This window comes from Streptomyces panaciradicis (genome assembly GCF_023516615.1).
GTDB classification, from domain to species: domain Bacteria; phylum Actinomycetota; class Actinomycetes; order Streptomycetales; family Streptomycetaceae; genus Streptomyces; species Streptomyces panaciradicis.
In genome coordinates this window covers 15,438-33,059 of sequence record NZ_JAMGBF010000140.1, presented here as the reverse complement: position 1 = coordinate 33,059, position 17,622 = coordinate 15,438, and the positions used below count along the sequence as shown (strand labels likewise).

At 70.1% G+C, this 17,622-nt stretch carries 15 protein-coding genes and 1 pseudogene; 6 read left to right on the top strand and 10 right to left on the bottom strand.

Annotation, left to right across the window (positions count from 1 at the left end; translation table 11 throughout):
- Positions 1 to 215: pseudogene (locus M8J74_RS34915) on the top strand (HdeD family acid-resistance protein); the annotation flags it as partial.
- 517 nt (positions 216 to 732) lie between these two features.
- On the opposite strand, the gene M8J74_RS34910 reads toward M8J74_RS34915, so the two are convergent.
- From M8J74_RS34910 to M8J74_RS34900, 3 genes are all read right to left on the bottom strand, one after another.
- Entirely contained in the window at positions 733 to 1,383 is a 651-nt protein-coding gene (locus tag M8J74_RS34910; RefSeq protein WP_249840278.1) for a TetR/AcrR family transcriptional regulator, read from the bottom strand.
- 121 nt (positions 1,384 to 1,504) lie between these two features.
- Positions 1,505 to 2,551, bottom strand: a complete 1,047-nt coding sequence (locus tag M8J74_RS34905; protein ID WP_249840277.1) for a zinc-binding dehydrogenase — start codon at positions 2,549 to 2,551, stop codon at positions 1,505 to 1,507.
- 159 nt (positions 2,552 to 2,710) lie between these two features.
- Entirely contained in the window at positions 2,711 to 5,932 is a 3,222-nt protein-coding gene (locus tag M8J74_RS34900) for a bifunctional cytochrome P450/NADPH--P450 reductase (protein WP_249840276.1), read from the bottom strand.
- Between the two features lie 235 nt (positions 5,933 to 6,167).
- On the opposite strand from M8J74_RS34900, the gene M8J74_RS34895 reads away from it, so the two are divergent.
- Positions 6,168 to 6,815 carry a TetR/AcrR family transcriptional regulator gene (locus M8J74_RS34895; RefSeq protein ID WP_249840275.1) on the top strand — a complete coding sequence of 216 codons (648 nt, stop codon included), beginning with the start codon at positions 6,168 to 6,170 and terminating at the stop codon, positions 6,813 to 6,815.
- A 204-nt stretch (positions 6,816 to 7,019) separates the two neighbouring features.
- Here M8J74_RS34895 and M8J74_RS34890 read toward each other — a convergent pair whose 3' ends face one another.
- From M8J74_RS34890 to M8J74_RS34870, 5 genes are all read right to left on the bottom strand, one after another.
- A complete protein-coding gene (locus tag M8J74_RS34890) occupies positions 7,020 to 7,355 on the bottom strand; it encodes a DUF6221 family protein (RefSeq protein WP_249840274.1) in 336 nt (111 codons plus the stop codon).
- A gap of 33 nt (positions 7,356 to 7,388) precedes the next feature.
- On the bottom strand, positions 7,389 to 7,688 hold the full coding sequence (locus M8J74_RS34885) for a pyridoxamine 5'-phosphate oxidase family protein (protein ID WP_249840273.1): 300 nt from the start codon (positions 7,686 to 7,688) through the stop codon (positions 7,389 to 7,391).
- Entirely contained in the window at positions 7,685 to 7,813 is a 129-nt protein-coding gene (locus tag M8J74_RS44675; protein WP_283948992.1) for a hypothetical protein, read from the bottom strand. Before M8J74_RS44675 ends, M8J74_RS34885 begins: the two co-directional genes overlap by 4 nt.
- A gap of 1,342 nt (positions 7,814 to 9,155) precedes the next feature.
- Positions 9,156 to 10,700: a hypothetical protein gene (locus M8J74_RS34875; protein ID WP_249840272.1), complete on the bottom strand. Its 1,545-nt coding sequence runs from the start codon at positions 10,698 to 10,700 to the stop codon at positions 9,156 to 9,158.
- Positions 10,701 to 11,326: 626 nt separating this feature from the next.
- A complete protein-coding gene (locus tag M8J74_RS34870) occupies positions 11,327 to 11,914 on the bottom strand; it encodes a TetR/AcrR family transcriptional regulator (protein ID WP_058920982.1) in 588 nt (195 codons plus the stop codon).
- Positions 11,915 to 12,180: 266 nt separating this feature from the next.
- On the opposite strand from M8J74_RS34870, the gene M8J74_RS34865 reads away from it, so the two are divergent.
- Positions 12,181 to 13,119 carry a glycosyltransferase gene (locus M8J74_RS34865; RefSeq protein WP_249840271.1) on the top strand — a complete coding sequence of 313 codons (939 nt, stop codon included), beginning with the start codon at positions 12,181 to 12,183 and terminating at the stop codon, positions 13,117 to 13,119.
- 108 nt (positions 13,120 to 13,227) lie between these two features.
- On the top strand, positions 13,228 to 13,443 hold the full coding sequence (locus M8J74_RS34860; RefSeq protein ID WP_249840270.1) for a hypothetical protein: 216 nt from the start codon (positions 13,228 to 13,230) through the stop codon (positions 13,441 to 13,443).
- A 270-nt stretch (positions 13,444 to 13,713) separates the two neighbouring features.
- Here the strand turns inward: M8J74_RS34860 and M8J74_RS44670 are convergent, their stop codons facing one another.
- Together M8J74_RS44670 and M8J74_RS34855 are read right to left on the bottom strand one after the other, a co-directional pair.
- A complete protein-coding gene (locus M8J74_RS44670; protein WP_283948986.1) occupies positions 13,714 to 13,842 on the bottom strand; it encodes a hypothetical protein in 129 nt (42 codons plus the stop codon).
- 628 nt (positions 13,843 to 14,470) lie between these two features.
- Positions 14,471 to 15,082 (bottom strand): TetR/AcrR family transcriptional regulator, encoded by a 612-nt coding sequence (locus M8J74_RS34855; RefSeq protein ID WP_058920984.1) that lies wholly within the window; start codon positions 15,080 to 15,082, stop codon positions 14,471 to 14,473.
- A 129-nt stretch (positions 15,083 to 15,211) separates the two neighbouring features.
- Here M8J74_RS34855 and M8J74_RS34850 point away from each other — a divergent pair, with 129 nt between their 5' ends.
- Both M8J74_RS34850 and M8J74_RS34845 read left to right on the top strand, forming a co-directional pair.
- Positions 15,212 to 15,859 (top strand): hypothetical protein, encoded by a 648-nt coding sequence (locus M8J74_RS34850; RefSeq protein ID WP_249840269.1) that lies wholly within the window; start codon positions 15,212 to 15,214, stop codon positions 15,857 to 15,859.
- A 310-nt stretch (positions 15,860 to 16,169) separates the two neighbouring features.
- On the top strand, positions 16,170 to 17,582 hold the full coding sequence (locus tag M8J74_RS34845) for an alpha/beta hydrolase (protein ID WP_249840268.1): 1,413 nt from the start codon (positions 16,170 to 16,172) through the stop codon (positions 17,580 to 17,582).
- Positions 17,583 to 17,622: the final 40 nt, after the last annotated feature.

The following is a 17,622-nucleotide window of genomic DNA, read 5'->3' as shown; positions in this document are numbered from 1 at the left end:
TGCTGCTCGCCCTGTGGATCGGCTTCGGCTGGCTGCTCCGCGGGACCATGGTGACGGTCACGGCGGCCATGGCCCCGGGCATGCCGGCGCGAGGATGGATACTGTCCACCGGGATCATCGGCATGCTGGCGGGCATCGTGCTGATCGTCTCGCCGTTCACCTCGATCGGCGCGCTCACCTGGCGGCGGGCATCATGGCCATCGCCCTGGGCGTAAGGAGGTGTTCCACGCCATGAGGATGCGCATCGAAGCAGGCCGTCTCGCTCCTGGGACCACTGCCAGGCGGCGGCCGGCGTTCCGCTCCCAACCTCACCTCACCTCAGCACTGAGCGCGGCGCAGTGTGCAGGCCGCCCCGCTGCCGCAGACGTCCGCCGTAGGGGAGGTCTGCGGCAGCGGGCGGCTGCCCGACAGTGCACGGACGCGCCGCCGACCGGGGCAGCGTGAGCGGTTGATCCCCCTCGGCCGTGGCCACGCCCGCCCCGAGACCATCGGGCACGGCGAGAACCTCCGTCGGCCGCTCGGCATCGAACGCGGCTGTCCCCTGCGCACGTTGCGCATCCTGGCCGGCTTCCACCAGCGCACCGATCCGCCCGTCTTCACCAAGACCGGGGCGCCGCGGGATGCCCGGCCTGGCCTTGGGGGACGCATGGGGTCACCCGGCGCCCTCTGCCTGACCTGGCGTGAACGGACGGGCGTTGGGGCCGGTTTCGGTGCCGCTTGAGGACGTCCAGGTCATGCGGGCCCGGAGGGTTGCTGCCCTGACTCGTGCAGAACGCTGCGCGCGCAGATCGCGGCCACGTGGGGTGCTACGCCTGCGGCGACGAGGACCGCGGTCGCCGCGGCCTCACCCGTGGGGTCCGTCCAGGTAGACCCGGAGTGCTCCTCGGCGAGGGCCAGCGTCAGTGCTTCCAGCGCCTGGGCGAGGACCTGAGCGGGGAGGTGGTGTGCGAAGACGCCCTCGCGCTGGCCACGTCGTATGGTCGCGATGGCTTCTTCGCGGGCAGCTGCCAGGGTGGTGCGGATCGTCTCCTGACCCAGATGGTGGCGCCCCAGGGAGACGAGGATGCGGTACTGGTCACCTACCGCCCATGCCGCCAGAACCATCCGCGCCATCGCCTCCAGCGGGTCGGCATCCGGGATACGGCTTGCCGCGAACGCCTGGTGGACCGTTTGGGCTGCTTCCAGCGTCAGGTCGGCGATCAGCGCTTGCCGGCTGGAGAAGTGTCCGTAGAAGGTGCGCCGCGCGACGCCAGCCGCCACAGCGATGCTGTCCAGGCTCGCGTCGGGGTCGTCCCGCAGCTTCTGCCGGGCGGTGGCCAGAATGCGTCCGCGGTTCGAACGGGCATCACTGCGCCGCGTAGTGGGGCCCAGGGTGTCGGTCATCTGTATGGCTCCGTCTCCAACGGATTTGCGGCTACGGCACGTCCGTGGGCGCCGGTGCCCCCTCTGGCACCGGCGCCCACTCACCCCTGCCCGAGGTGGCTTGATGTCCTGCTGATCGGTGTCAGGGGACGAGGATGAGGCGGATCGGGTCGCCGATCTTGTTCTCCAGGCGGTGGACGGCGTCGGCGGCGTCGACGAGCGGGAGGTGGTCGGTGATGGAGGGGGCCAGGTCGAGGCGGCCGGCCGCGGTCAGCTGCACCAGCTCGGACACGGACTCGGGAGAGCCGCCGTAGTGGCCGCGCACCTGCTTTTGCAGGTAGTTGAAGGTCAAGCCCTCGGTGATGGTCAGTGGCCGGGGTGTGATGCCCACCAGAATCAAGGAGCCGCCCAGGCCGAGCACGGAGGCGGCCTGGTCGCGGACGGCGGGGACGCCGGCGCAGTCGAAGGCGAAGTCGAGGCCGTATCCGCCGGTGGCTGCGCGGACCTGGTCGGCGAAGTCGGGGGCTGCCGGGTCGAGCGCGAGGTCCGCGCCGAAGGCCAGGGCGCGCTCGCGGGCGCTGGGCAGCGGGTCGACGGCGATGATCGGGGCGGCGCCGACCAGGCGGGCGAGGCGTACGTTGTGCGCGCCGACTCCGCCCACGCCCCAGACGCCGACGGACTGGGCGGCGCGGACGCCCGCGGTGGCGACGACGGCGGCGTAGGGGGTGGAGACCGCGTCGGGGATGATCGCGGCCTGGTCGAAGGGAAGGCTGTCGGGGATGGGGATGAGGGTGTCCTCGCGGGCGATGACGTACTCGGCCCAGCCGCCGTCGTAGTCGATGCCGGCGGTGAGCATCTGGGTGCAGGGGCGGTGGCGCACGCATCCGGCGCAGTGACCGCAGGTCTTGCCGGCTTCCAGGGTGACGCGGGTGCCGACGGGCAGACCGCGCTTGAGGTCGGGGCCGTGGGTGTGGATGACGCCGGAGACCTCGTGGCCGACGGTGACGGTGTCGGAGGTGGCGAACAGCGGGACGAGGGAGCCGTCGAGCAGGTGGACGTCGGAGAGGCAGACGCCGGCGGCCTTGACCTCGATGAGGACCTCGCCCGGGCCCGGCACGGGGATCGGGACCTCTTCCACGGCGAACTTCTTGCTGTCCAGGTGGAAGCGTCCGGCGAGCATGGTGTCCATGGTGATCTGCTTTCTGTGAGCGGCACCGCCCGGTGGTCCGGGGCATGGGTGCCATGGGGTGTCTGCATGGCCGGTGAGACCGGGAGGCGTGCGGGGAGGCAGGACGTCCGCACGCCTCCCGGCGGCTGAGGGGGCACACGCCGTTGCGGCGTGCGGCGGTCAGGCGAAGACGTCCTGCTGGTAGCGCTCGTCCGCCTCCAGCTGGGCGAGCCACCGCTGGGCGGTCTCGTCGTCGCTGCCGGCCTTCTGACGGTGGATGGCGGTAAGGGCTTCGCGGACGGCGGGGGCCATGCGGCGGCCATCACCGCAGACGTAGACGTACGCGCCGTCCTGGATGGCCTGCCACACCGTGTCGGCCGCCTGTGCGATGGCGTTCTGCACGAACCGGGCCGGGTGGCCGGTCACCGCGGAGAAGGCGGTGTGGATCTGGGCGATGCCGGCCTGCTGCCAGTCCTGCATCTCCTGGCGGTAGAAGTAGTCGTGCTCGGGGTGGCGGCAGCCGACGAACACCTGGGACAGGCCTACCTGGGTGCCGTTCGCGTGCTGGGTCGCCCGCTCCTCCAAAAAGCCGCGCAGCGGTGCGATGCCGGTGCCGGGGCCGATGAGGATCAGCGGCGTGGCGGGGTCGGCGGGCGGGGCGAACGTCGGGGAGGGCACGCGGACGTAGCCGTAGACGACGTCTCCGGGCTCGAGGCCCGCGATGTAGGCGGAGCAGGTGCCGCGGTACTGGCCTTCGCCGGACAGGGCCGGGCCTTCCAGCAGACCGACGGTCAGGCGTACGTGGCGCGGGTCGGCCGACGGGGCGGAGGAGATGGAGTAGAAGCGCGGGCGGATCGGGCCCATCATCTCCAGGAAGACCGCCAGCGGCAGCTCGATGGCCTCGAAGCGCTCCAGCAGGCCCAGCACCGAGATGCGCTTGCCGAGGATCTCCTTGCTGTAGCGCTCCTCGGCCTCCTCCGTTTCGGCGGTGTACGCCTGCAGCTGCGGCCGGGTCCACGGGCACTCGGTGTACTCGGCCAGCGTCTGGATCTGGGAGCGGGTGGCCACGTCCTGCAGTTCCAGGAACTCGGTGAGCAGGATGCCGGCGGTGACCGGGGTGCCGACTGGCAAGTGGGTGCGGCCACCGGCCGGCTGCTCCAGCCGGAGCACCTGGTCGTAGTCGACGCCGAGCCGCCTCAGCGCGCGCTCCACCAGGGCGAGTTCGTTCTTGGCGAAGACGGCCAGGTGGTTGCCGGTGTCGTAGGTGACGTCCTCGGGCAGCTCGAAGGTGATGGACTTCGCGGACGGGCGCGGCGGCTCGATCTGGAAGTCCCACAGGCCGGTCGCGTCGGCCACGAGCTCCTCGTTGGCCACCACGGTGAGCGGGTACGCCTGCTCGGAGACGATGGCGGGACGCACGTCGGACTCGGTGAGCAGCCGGACCTGGTAGCGCGGGCCGCTCGCCTGGGAGGTGTCGGCGGCGTAGTCCTCGGCCAGGGTGGCCCACAGGGCGTTCATCCAGCGGCTCGCCATGCCGTCGAAGTCACCGGCGGCGTCCGCGATGCCGCGCTCCACGATGGGGGTGGCGCCGGCGGCCAGCAGACCTTCCTCGATCCGCTTGGGGAATGCCTGGTAGGTCGCCACCCACTGGGTGTTGCCGGCGCCCAGCAGCGCGAACCGTACGTTCGACAGCGAGCCCTCGGGAAGTCCGGCGGCCAGCAGGTCGTCGAAGCGCTGGGCGTTGTCGGGAGCCTTGCCGTTGTAGCTGGAGGCGACCACCACGAGCAGGCCCTCGCTGGGCAGGTCCTCACCCAGCTCGTCCAGGCTCACCAGCGTGGTGCCGAACCCGGAGCGCTCACCGCGGTCGGCGATGGTGCGGGCCAGGTCCTCGCACGAGCCGAGGCTGGAGCCGTAGGCGACGGTCAGGTTCACCCCGACACCGCTGACCGCTGCCGACGCCTGCGTGTCGCCGGTCTGCAGGTCCGCGGCGCCGAAGACGGTCCGCTCGTGCTCCTGACGACGGCGGACGATCAGCTCGAAGTTGCCGGGCTTGCGCGTCAGCGCCTCCCGGGGGTCCATCTTGTAGTCGGTGGTGTCGGAGAACTTGAACTTCTGCAGCACCAGGGCGAGGGCCAGGCGGGCCTCGGTGAGCGCGAACTGGCGGCCGATGCAGGCACGTATGCCGTTGCCGAACGGCTTGTAGGCGTGCGGGTGGTGCTGGACGCGGTTCTCCGGCAGCCAGCGGTCGATGTCGAACTCGTCCGGCCGCTCCCATGCCTTGGGGTGGGTGTGCAGCGGGCCTTCCAGGATGAGGACCTTCGCGCCCTTCTTCAGCTCGTAGTGGCCGCCGATGACGGTGTCCTCCCGCGCCGTCTTGCCGAACGACGGGATGGGAGCCCACAGGCGCAGGGTCTCGTCCAGGATCCGCGGGATGACGTCCAGCTGCATGATCGTGTCGTAGTCCGGGACGGTGTCGCCGGGCAGCAGGCGGTCCACCTCGGCGTAGGCCTGGGCCAGCACGTGCGGGTTGCGCATCAGCGAGTACGTGGCGAACGCCAGCAGGCCGCTGGTGGTCTCGTGGCCGGCGATCAGGAACGTCAGCACCTGGTCGCGGACGTTGTCGTCGTACAGCCGCTTGCCGGTCTCCGGGTCGGTGGCCTCCAGCATCAGGCCCAGCAGGTCCTCCTCACCGCCGCCCTTCCCCTCGCGGCGCTCCTTGATCACGCTCTCGACCAGTTCCTGCATCAGCTGGACGTTCTCGCCGTACTTCTTGGCGTCGGCCTTGCGGAGCTTGGTCATCATCGGCAGCTCCTGCGAGCGCCGCAGCGACTCCACCAGCGCGCCCAGCAGCGCGTTGAGGAAGGGGTGCAGCTCGTCCTTCTCGAAGGAGTCGAACCGGTAGCCGAACCCCGACAGGGCGATGGTGTCCAGCGTCAGCCGGGTGTAGTCGTCGGTGATGTTGACCGGCTGACCCGCCTTGCGCTCCCACTTGCCCGCCAGGTTCTGGGCGATCTCCAGCATCTGCCCGAAGTAGGCCCTCATGGCCCGCTGGCTGAACGCCGGCAGGAGGATGCGGTGCGCCATGCCCCATTCCTCTTCGTGCTGGTGGGCCGTGAACAGGCCCGCGCCCGCGAAGTCCCGGACATGCTGCAGCGGCGTCTTCTCGATCTGCTTGAAGAACCGCGTCTCGTCGGAGACCTCGGCCACCAGGTCCGGGTCATAGACGAAGATCTGCTCGATGCCGGCGATGTCCAAGCCGTAGATGCCCTCGGGGAACTGCTTGGACAACTCGGCGAAGTACTCGACCGGGTTGGTGCCGGGGATCTGCGGCGTATTGCCCAGGAGGGGGATCCCGCGCGGGGACCGGATGGGGCGAAGGTAGTTCGCTGAGTGCGTGGTCATGGCTTGCTCCTTGGTGCGGAGAAGGAAAGGGCAAGGGCGCCGGTCGATGCCGCGACGCCGACAGAACCATACGTTGCATGGAAACAAAACCATACGCAGTACGGAAAGTGGCTCGCAAGCCGGAACGGGGCACGGCCGCTGTGGGGAAACTCATTTCCATACGCTGTACGGAACTGGTACCGTACGTGGTATGGAAAAAGCGAGGCGTCCCCCGCGGGGCACACGGAAGAGAGACGTGCCCCTGACCGAGGCCGGGATCTATGCCGCCGCCCTGCGGCTCATCGACGAGGACGGGGTCGAGGCGCTCACCATGCGCAAGCTCGCGACCGCGCTCGATGCGAACCCGATGTCGCTGTACCACCACGTGCCGAACAAGGAGGCCGTGCTGCGGGGCGTGACGAGAATGGTCGGAGCGCAGTTCCGCACCGTGACCCTGGAAGACGCCCCGTGGCAGGAGCGCATCCGTCTGCTCGCCACGGATTTCCGGACGCTGGCGCACCGCCATCCCAAACTGATGGCCTACTCGTTCAGCAACCAGCCCGATTTCATCCAGCCCGACGACCCGTTCTGGACCGCGCTCACCGCGATCGTGGCGGCAGCCGGGGTGCCACGCTCAGAGGTCCCACAGACCGCCGCGCTGATGGTCGCCGTCGTCATCGGTGTCCTCGCCGCCGAACTCAACGGCTCGCTGCACCAGTGGGCGAACCTCAAGCCCCCAGGCCCCGACCCGGAAGAAGACGGGGCCGCGGACGCACAGTCCTGCGTGGCGGACGCCCCGCCCGAAGGACCTGATCAGGACCACATGTTCCGCCTCGTGATGGACACGCTGATCACGGGCCTGGAAAGCCAGCTCACCCGCCGCCCTGTGAACCAGACGTCCTGAGGCGCTGCGCCCCCCGGAGCTGAACTCCTGACGCGTACCCATCCGCCGCCCGGAGGCTGCCCTCTTGCCCCAGAACGCCACCGCCGCTGCTCGCGGCGCCGAGATCACATCCCCGTCGGCGTTCACTGGTGGGCGTGCTGTCCTGAGGCCTTGCCGCTCAGGCACGCCGCAAGGGGCGAACCCGCCGCCCGGACCAGCATCCGGTCAGGGGTACCAGAGGTCTTGCCAAGCGGGGTGGAGTTCGAAGGGCAGCGCGAAGGCCTTCATGACCGTGAAGGCGACGATGGAATCGACCGGCCAGCACGGGCCGGCTTCCCGCTCGCGCTGGATGCGTCGCTCGTAGTCGGCCAGGATGCGCCGCTGGACGGCAAGGCGCGCACGGATCTCGGCGGGACAGGGACACGAGCAGGCGCCGACCGGCGCAATCGCTTGGGGAATGGGGCAGTTCAGTTCGTGAAAGAGCGTGCTGGCGTCCTCTTCCTCGTCCCAACGTGTTCGGAGGAAGACGGCCAGGTCACTGACGATACCGATGTCCTCCAACTGCCCCTTCTGCGCGCCCAAGGCGTGCGCTGGTCAGCGGGTAAGGCGGTAGCCGGTGACGAGATCGGCCTGGATGCGGACGATTTCATCGGCGTCCCGGTCGGTCCACGAAATCAGCAGCGCCCGATAGCGGGCGGCCTCCCACGGCGCGGTGACGGCGCTGGCCCGGGCGGTGACCATCACACTCCACCCGGTCCGGGCGCGCGCATCGAAGTCGTCGGCCTCATAGACCACGACCTCGTCCACCAAGGTGCGGCGGGCCAGCGCCGACCCGGGATGGGTGCGGATGACGACGGTGTCACCGTCGACGAGATGGTTGACCGGACGGATCACCGGCAGCGCTGACGGGTGAAACCGACCCGGCCGAACGGCACACCCGCCAACAACTCCAGGCACTCCTTGCGCCCCAGCTCGATCATCCGGGCGGCACAGGAACCGGCAGCGGATTCGCTCTTCATGGCCGCTCCCTCAACACCGCGGACACAACACTGAAGACCTTTGAGAATGCCCGTCACGGGCCGGCCAAGGGCAGGGTCGTTCGGCCCGACCACCCGCCCATACGGCCCGAGTCTCGCTCCCCGCCGACAAGGAGTGATGGAAAACGCCGTCACATGGTCTTCAGCCGCTTCACCAGTGTCCGGGTACCCGCAAGCAGAGCCTCGGTCGAGGGCATACAGGTCCCTGCTGACGGTGGAGGTTGACGGCAGCGTGACCGCGCCTGGTCCCGCGCGTTGGGCCAGCTGACACGCGTGCATCGAAAGTGTCCTTGGCGGTCCTCAAGTCTTCCGGCGTGGGCTGGGGCACCGCGTAGGCATCCCGGTCGCGGGCCTGTCATGGCAGGTGGCCTCTGGTCTTCCCCCCTCGAAGACCAGAGGCCACCGACGTCAACGGCAGCCATTTTGGCGCGTTTCTGTTCCGCCGTGCTGATGATGGGCGAGACACAGGTGCCCGTTGAGGTGGAGCTCGCCGAGTTTGCTTCCGCCGGAAACCCGGAGGGGGTGGTCTTCTGCGCGCCGTGGCGCCAGGGCTGGCCGCCGCAATCTGGCGGGGCGAGGATGCCCGCCTACTTCTGCCCGATGGGCAGGAACACCAGGTCCATCCAGCCGGGACACCCCAAGAGGACATCGAGCACCGCCTGCTCGTGCCGTTCCTGGGCGAAGGCGCAACACCAGGCAGTTGAAGGCGGCGAGCAGACTGCACCGGTGCATCGAGCGGGCCTAACGTCACCACCTGCGAGCTATCCGCACCCGACGCATTTTCGGGCGCCGACCACACATGCGGGGTCATCGACCATCCCTAGGGAACCCGCGCCGGCCCTCGCGCAGTGCGGCGTGGGCTTGCCCGGGACCAGGTTCGCCCCGGGCAGCGAGCGCGTCAGCGACAGCGCTGGGGGTGAAGGCGTATATCGACGACGAATTCCGCGCGGCCAGGTGGCCGGCGGGGTACCACAACGGTCGCGTTCTGCAGGATCTGGTCGTTGGTGAGGCGGACGACGGTGATCACCGGCACCGATACCCTCCTCGACGTAGGGCCCGGCATCGGCGACGCCGTCACCTGACTCTTGTCAGCGGCGCCCACCGGGGGCGGCGGCCGCCTGCGGTCGACTGGCCAAACCGAGACCGGGCGATGTGAAGCCGAGCGCGTTCCAGACCTCGGGGAGCACGGACCCGATCCCGGTGCCGGGCTGCATCGGGTCGGCGTCGAGCATGCTGTCGCGGGCGTGGCTGCTGCTGCTGCGAGCAGCAGCAGCAGCTTTCGTCCCTGACCCGTCCGGGGCGCCGTCGGGCCCCGGACGACGTGTCAGTTCCGGCCGCGGGACCGTCGGGAGAGTGCTACGGCCACACCACCGGCCAGCAAGAGCGCGCCTGCCGCCCAGAGGATCCGGCCGCCGCCGAATCCGGTGTCGGGCAGCGGTCCGGATCCTGCGGAAGGGCCGCCCGAGACGGAGCCGGACGCTCCGGCCGCGCCCCCGGACCCGCCGGCCGTGCCACCGCCCGCGGAGCCGCCCTGGGCCAGCCTCAGGGTCAGCGCCGCGCTGTCGTTGGAGGCGTCGGGGTCGAGCCCCTTCATGATCTCCAGCGTGCGGACCTGGCCCGTGGAGACGGCCGGGGTACGGGGGCCGATGGCGACGGTGAAAGACAGGACGTGTCTGTCCCCCGGGGCGGGGTTGCCGAAGTCGCACTGGTAGGAGGACCGGCCCATCCGGGGGCCGGGGTCCGACCCATCGTCCGGGGGCGGCGGCTGGCAGTTGTCCGGGATCTTCGTGGCCTTCGTGCCCGGCGGCAGCTTGACGAGGACGGGGAGCCAGGCCTCGTCGTCGAGGAGGTCCTGCACCACCGCCGGTCCCCGGTCGATCACCGTGGCGTGCAGCGTGGCGTGACCGCCGCGCCGCCCGGTGACGGTGTCCCCGGTGACGGCGAAGTCGGCGTGGTTGACACTGTTGACGTAGGTGGTGAAGTACGGGGCGGTGTTCCCGTCGGACGGCATCGCGCCCCGGGGGACCAGGGTCAGCGGGGTCCCTGGGCCGTTCGCCGGGGCGGCGCCGGTCAGCGGGGTGAATTCGTAGAAGATCTTGTCGCGCAGGGCCTCGTCGCCGACCTTGACGCGCAGCGGCGACGACAACGCGTACTGCCTGCCGGGCTCCACCGGGGTGGGGAAGTCGCACAGGGCCTCGCGCACGATGTGCCCCCCGCGGCCGCTCGCAGGCACGTCGCGGCAGTTGGCCCAGGAGCCCTGGAGGTGCAGCCCGGCTGTGGTGTCGATCCGCAGCTGCACCCCCTTGGCCGCCGGGAGTTGGCCGTTGTTCCACACGTCGAGCGGAAAGGTCAGCGTGTCGCCCGGCACCTGGTGCAGCTGCTCGGCGGACGCGCTCACCTTCAGCTGCGTCGCGCCATTGGTCAGGGTGAGGCGGTCGCCGGTGACGGTGGCGTCCGACGCCGTGCCGGAGACGGTCACGGCGCCGCTGCTGCCGACGGCCGCACCGGGCTTCGGCACCAGCGTGATGGCGTGGAAGTCGGAGGTGGCGGACGCCAGGTCCAGCGTGCAGAGGTTGTTCTTGCAGTGCTCCGACGGTGGCGGCTCGGCGAAGTCGGCCACTGCGGACAGGTCGACGGTCAGGTGGACGTGGTGTGCCGTCCCCCCGCCGGCCACCTTCCACCGGTAGGACAGGTTTACGCTCGCGGGCTCCGTGCCGATGAAAAGCTCGTGCTCGGCGAACTGGACCGTCATTCTTTGTGCGGCCTCCGCCGTGTCGGCGCGGGCCGGACACGTGCCGAACACTCCCCCCGCCAGAGCCGCCGCGCCCACCGCCGCCGCGACCGCGCGTACCCGTGATCGTCGTGCCATCCGACCGGAACCTTCCCCGTGTGCCGGGACCGTCCCGGCCCGAAGCGCTTCACAGGTGTGACCCGCGAGGCGCCGAAATGGTTGCGGCCGGCCGGGCTCAGGTGTCCACGCTGAGTACCCACCACTCCCCCGCCTCCCGGGCAGCGGACGTGGCAGCAAGTGCGACTCTGTCTGGTGGCCGCCCCAGGTTCACCCACCATGTTTTGGCTTGCGCGGCCTTTAGGGTTTGGTGCTCCTGCAGAAGTGCCACTGACTTGCCCGCGCCCCGCTCGCCCAACAGAGCGAGCACTGGAACGTTCCGCAACTCCTCCGGCCGGCGGTCCTGGTCCCCTTCAGCGGCAGGCGCGCTGGTTTGCTCGGCCGGGTGCCCGTTCTCCCCGCGGCACCATCTGCCGCGTCCAGGGGTGGATCACTCCGGACCACGATGCTGTCGTCACAGGTCCAGAGCGTAGAGGTCCGCACTGACATCGCCGGTGATGGAACTGACTGGCCGTCATCGAGAAGGCTCCGTGCTGGGCTGCGGATCGCGAATGACCGGGCAGCTCAGGGCATGCCGTTCGGGGCGGGGCTTTGAGGGTCGTCCCTGTGTGACTCCGTGCCAGTTCATGAGCAGCGCGCAACATCTCCTACTGCTCCTCACAGGCGAACGCCGTCTCGATCTGTCGGCCGAGCGCGGCGAAATCGGCAGGTGCGTCGACGGCGGCGAGGGTGGCGTAGCCGATGAGCGCGGCCAGGGCCGCCTCGGCTCGGGTGCTGTCCGCCGCGGTCGGCTTCGCGGCCTCGGCGTCGCCCTCGCGGTTCCTCGCGTACAGGCCCGCCAGGTGGTCGCGCAGCGCGGTGTGCCGGGACACGGCGACGGCCGCCAGTTCCTCGGAGGTCGACGCCTCGGCCCAGATCTGGACGACCAGTCGTGCGTGGTCCGCGGACGCGCCGGGTGGCGTCACATAGGACATCAAGCGGCGCAGCAGGTCTCCCGGTGTCTCGTCGGCGGGGAAACCGCCGCCTTCGGTGCCGTCCCGCCCGCTCACGATCTCGGCCACCAGCGCGGCCTTGCTGGGGAAGTACCGGTAGAACGTGCCGGTCGACAGCCCCGACGCCTTGACGATGGCGGCCATCGGCGCGGCGGCGAACCCCTTCTCGGCGAACACGGCGCGCGCCGCTTCCACGATGCCTTGGCGGCGGGCCTGCAGGTACTCCTGGCTGACCCTGGGCACAACTCCTCCTTGCATGACGGGACATGACGGGCGGTCACCGGCGAGCCGGACTGCTAAATTAAAGTGAGCGTTCATTCATTTTAGGAGTGACAGTGCGTATCCTGTTCAGTGCCGTTCCCGCAGGTGGTCATGCCCTTCCGTTGTTGCCTCTGGCCACGGCGGCACGCGCCGCGGGCCATGAGGTCGCCATCCTAAGCAACACAGAGACGGCTCCCCTGCTGCGGCCGTTCCCGGTGCTCACCGCGGGTCCCACGCTGGAGGCGCAGATGGCGGAGACCCAGCGGCGCACCGGGATGCATCCCGCCCAACCCGGCCCCGCCGCGGTCGAGATGTTCGCCGGCACCAGGGTCGACCTCACCTACGACGAGGCACTGCGCGAGGCGGCCGCCTTCCGTCCGGAGCTGATCGTGTGTGAACCGTTCGACTACGTCGCGCCGACGATCGCCTGCGCGCTGGACGTGCCCTGGGCGGCGCTGGGCATCAGCGGCAGCGTGCCGACCGAGCTGATGTCCGCGCTGCGCGGGCGCTGGCAGCAGCAGCTCGACCGGTACTCCCTGCGAGCGACGGAGCGGCTCGCCTACCTCGACCCCTATCCGGCCTTCCTGCGTCAGGAGGGCGAGGAGCCGGAGCCCGACGCAATTGCCGTACGTCCGGTCGCGTTCGACCGCGAAGACGACGTCTTCGAGCTTCCGGCGTTCCGGGAGGAGGACCGTCCCCGGGCGCTGGTGACCTTCGGTACGAGCGTCATCGAGCCCGAGGCGGAGGAGGCGACGGCCCGTTCCCTCGCCGACTCCGGGTTCAACGTGATCGTCGCCGGGTCCCACACGCCGGAGCGCGTCGCCGGCCACGTCCACCGCGCCGGCTTCGTGCCGCTGGCCCGTGTGCTGCCGTGGGCCGATGTCCTGGTGTCGGCCGGCGGCACCGGCACCGTCCTCGCCGCGCTGGCCACCGGCACGCCGATGGTCGTCCGGCCCTTCCACGCGGACCAGCCGTGGAACGCCGAACGCCTTACCCGCGTCGGCGTCGCCGAGACCATCGGCGCCTTCGACGACTCGGGTCCCGCGGCCGCCAAGATCGTGGCCACGCCCTCCTACCGGGAGGCCGCCGCACGGGCGGCGCGAGAGGTGCGCACGATGACGCCGCTCTCCGAGATCGTTCCCGTGCTGGAGGCCGCGGTCCTCCGGCACGCGGGCGAGCGTCGCTGATTTCCTGGTCCGGAGTGTGGTGCAAGCGTTCGGGGATCGGTCACGGTGACCGATCCCCGGGGGCAACTGCCGTGGCCCGGGGCGGCGCAGGCGGTAAGAAACGGGTCCGTGCCGGAAGAGGTTCAGGTCAGCGCCTCGCGCACGCGCAACCGCTGCAGGGAGGGCGAGCTGCTGCGCGGGGAACTCCTCGCCGCGGCCAGCCGGTTGCTGTCCGAGATCGACGGGGAGGACGGACCGACCTCCGCGGCGTCGCCCGCGCCGGCCCCTGCGGCTGATGATGACCGCAGGCGCGTCGACTGCGGCCTGCCCTGCACCAACAGGTGACACCCTTCCCCCGCATCGGAGGCGGAACGCGTGCACCTTGCCAGCCGCACCGAGGAAGCGGACGCCGAGCACGCCGGAGCTGACCGCGCCGCGTTCGGCTCGGTCAGCCAGGCCCTCCGTCGGCCTGCCGCAAAGAGCACGGGACTCGGGAGCCAGGGCACAGATCGGCGCTCCGACCAGGTGCTATTGGTCTTGCTGAGAACGGTTCGGTCGCTCACAGGGGATGTCGTCCGAACTCGGACCACGGCCGGTCCGTGGCCCCGAGCGTAGTCACTCCACCGAGACCGTGGCCTTCCACGGCGTCATCACCGAAGGGCAGACACGGCCCGGGTCGGGCCGGCAGTGTCGTGTCGCGGTGATGGTGACGGTGCCGGCTTCCTCGGCATGGAAGGTTGCCATTGCGCCGCCATCCGGCGTCGTACCGCCGTTGGCGGGCCGGGCAACATCGGGGTTACTGGACTGAGGAACGCTCCAGGAGTAGGTGAGTCCGTTTTCCCGGACGGACGTGAGCCGGATGTCGACGTCGTCACCCGTGTTCGCAGTCGCGGACCGGCCGTTGTCCGAGTTTCGTGAGCGTCACGCGCTGAGCACGGTTGGATGCCTGGCCGTGGGCAGCCGCCGGTGCCGCGCCAGCGGCAAGGGCCGTGACCAAGGCCACGGCGAACAACTTCTTGATCATGACCGGGTAACGAGGTTTGCCGATACGGGTCACGGCCACAGCAGCCACCCTGCGCTACGACAAGCGCCTCCTGGACCTACGACTCCGTACCTGGATGCCGGCAACTGGTCCTGCACCTCGCGCTGCTCGTGCTCGGTGTGCGTCTTCACCTCCAAACGCGACGTGCTGCTCTCCATCGGCTGCGGTGGCCAGAGGAGTGCCGAGCCCGCCTGACATGGAGCTGATCGAGCGTCTGGCGGCGCTCGGGGTGCAGGTGTCGGCGGCTCAGCCGGAGCGATGGGGAGCGATGGCGCGTGTCTCGCGCCTCTACCAGTTGGGGAACCGGTGCAGAGAGGTGGTGGGTTCGGTTCACGGGCGAGTCGGCCCGGCGGGTGGTGCGGGGCCGGTGGAGAGGACGTGGTCGACGGCGGCGTTGAGGGTCTCGGTCTCGGCGATGAGGACGGAGTCGCTGGTGGGCAGGGCGCGTTCGACCGAGAGTCCGTTGAGGACGGTGAGAAGGAACCTGACGTTGCGGGTGTGGTCTCCCGGGGGCAGTGCACCTTCCTCGGCGAGCACGGTCAGCCAGTGTTCGACCCGGCGCTCCGCCTCCCGCTCATGGCCGAGATATGCGGCGCGTACCTGTTCGGTGGGCTCGGGTTCGATGAAGGTCCGGTACATCGTGCCCCATGCGGTTCGCGCGTCCTCGTTGGTGCCGAGCGGTGCGAGAACCTGCCGCAGGCAGTTCAGCAGCCGTTCGCGGGGCGGCAGTGACCGGTCCCGGATCGGGTCGCCGGGCAGCAGGTGTTCGTAGATCCGCGCGAGCAGGCTGTCCTGCAGGGCGCGCTGGGTGGGGAAGTGGAACCTCAGCGAGCCGGTGCTCACTCCCGCCCGCGCGGCGACCGCTCGCACGCTCAGCTTCGCCGTCATGTCCTCGGCGATCATCTCGGCAGCGGCCTGGAGGATCTTCTCGCGTGTTTCCATGCCCCGCTCTCCTTCGCTTCTCCCCAGCCCCCTCACTGTACTAGCACGCCGTACTAGTACAGCGTGTTAGCGTCTCTCTAACACGCTGTACTAGTGACGTGCGGCGGAGGGGCGAAAGAGGGGCGGAGCATGGCGTGGAAGCAGTGGGCGGCATCGAGACGCCTCAAGCCGGGAGACGGCAGGCCACTGCAGCGGTTCCGCTGGTGGCAGCTCCCCCTGCGCTCCCTGTTCTGGCTCCGGCTTCCCGGTGCCGGCGGGCACACCCGCCTGCACGCCGTCGACGTACGGCACTGGGCACGGTTGGACAACGGCAGGATCCGGGCGCATCTGTTCCTGGACGGCAGGCACGTGGCCGAGTCGAAACTGCCCGCGGTCTTCCCCGTCGACGGGGGTGTCATCGAGGTGGCGATGAGTGCCTACGGCATCAAGCGCTGCCACTACCGCCCCTTGAGCGGACAGCCGCGTCAGCTCACGCCCGACCCGGCCTCGGCGGAGGGACGGCGGGCGCGCTTCGGCGCCCGCCATCCGGGACTGAGCCGGGCGATCGGCATCGGATCGGTGCTGCTGCTCGTCATCGGCGTGGGCCTGAACCTGTTGCAGCTCGCCGAACCCCTCTCTCACCTTCCGCCCGTCACACAGCGGGTCGGGACGTTCGAAGCACCGATACACCTGCCCATCTGGCTGAACCTCGCACTGGGGGGCGGAGCCGTCCTGGCGAGCATGGAGCGCGCGCTCCGCCTGCGCTACTCCCCTCTGCTCGACACCGCCGGCCACTGACCCCGCGAAGCCAGGAAGACACGACCACGCCGGCCCTCTTCGGCCGGCTTCCCACGCGGCCGGCCGTGCCGGCCGCGTGGAATGACACGAGTACGGCGAAAGGAAGATCATCGTGATCCGGTTGAGGCCAAGGCCCACCGCCCGGTACGGGGCGGCGGCCGCTGCAACCCTCATGGCCCTGACGGGGTGTTCGTCCAGCACCTCCGGGCCCCGCAGCACGTCCGCAGCGGGCGCGTCGGCCTCCGCCCCCTCCCCCGCACCGCTCATGTGGAGCACCTGCGGGAAGAACCTCGAATGCGCCACGATCAAGGTGCCACAGGAATACACCGAGCCCGATGACGCGCAGATCCCGCTCGCGCTCATGCGGCACCGGGCCACTGATCCCGACCATCGCATCGGCAGCCTGATCTTCAACCCGGGCGGGCCCGGAGTCTCCGCCACCGAAACACTGCGCAACCTGCCCAATACAGCCGGCACTCCCGGCGCCTTCTCACCCGCGGTGCTCGCCCGGTTCGACGTCATCGCGATGGACCCGCGCGGCGTCGGCGGATCGCGGACCGTCCGCTGCCTGACCGACAAGCAGCGAGCCGACGCCGCCGGCACCGCCTTCGACCCGGCCGTCCCCGGGGGCAAACCCCTGCCACAACTGCTGGCCGATGCCGCCACATTCACCCACGGCTGCGTCACCCACCAGAGCAAAGCGTTCCTGGCCAGCCTGTCCACCGACAACGTCGCCCGCGACATCGACCAGGTCCGCTCCGCGCTCGGCGAGGACAAGATCACCTATTACGGCCTGTCCTACGGCACCGTCGTCGGCCCGATGTACGCCACCCTGTTCCCTCACCGCGTCCGGCAGATGGTGCTCGACGCGCCCGTCGACACCAACCTGTGGTTCGGTAACTCCCTGACCTTCCTCGACGACGTCGCCGTGGCAAGCGAACGGACGCTCAACGCCTGGTTCAAGACCTGCCGCACCGAAGGGAGCGCAGTGTGCCCCTTCGGAGCAGGCAACCCCCAGGCGGCGTTCGACACACTGATCGACACACTGGAAGCGAAGCCGCTGAAGATCGCACCCGCCAAGGGCGCCACCCCGGGCGGTCAACTCGACGGCGCCATGACCCTCGAGACCACCCGGGCCCTGGCAGGCGACCAGCACACCTGGCCGTTGCTGACCTCGGCACTGCTGGCCGCACAAGACGGCAACGGCGCACCCCTGTACACCCTGTGGCGCGCCGTCACGGTATCCCCCTTCCCCGTCCCCACCGCGATGTACGAAGCCCACACCGCAATACGTTGCGCCGACTGGAAGACCCCGGCCGGCATCGCCGCGCACAAGGCCGCGGCCGCCAAGGCCGTCACCGAGGCCAGGCGGATCGGTCCCCGGGCCGCCTACTCCGCCCTGAACTGCGCTCGGTGGCCGGCACCGAACAAGGACCGCTTCACCAAGCCGCTCACCGGCGCCGGTGCGCCGCCGGCACTGGTGGTCGCAGGCCGGCTGGACCCCGTCACCCCCCACCGCTGGGCCCAGAACATGACCCGAACCCTGGACTCTGCGGTCCTGCTCACCCGTGAAGGGGTCGGACACGGCTCCTACGGCATCAACACGTGCGTCAACAGGGCAGTCGACGCCACCCTCATCCGCGGCACCCACCCCGCGGACGGCACCGTATGCCAGACAGACAAACCCGCCACCACCCGCCCCCTCGTACCCATGAACCGTTGAGTCACGCTCGGTCTTCACCCGCGTGCGCCTCCGCCGGATC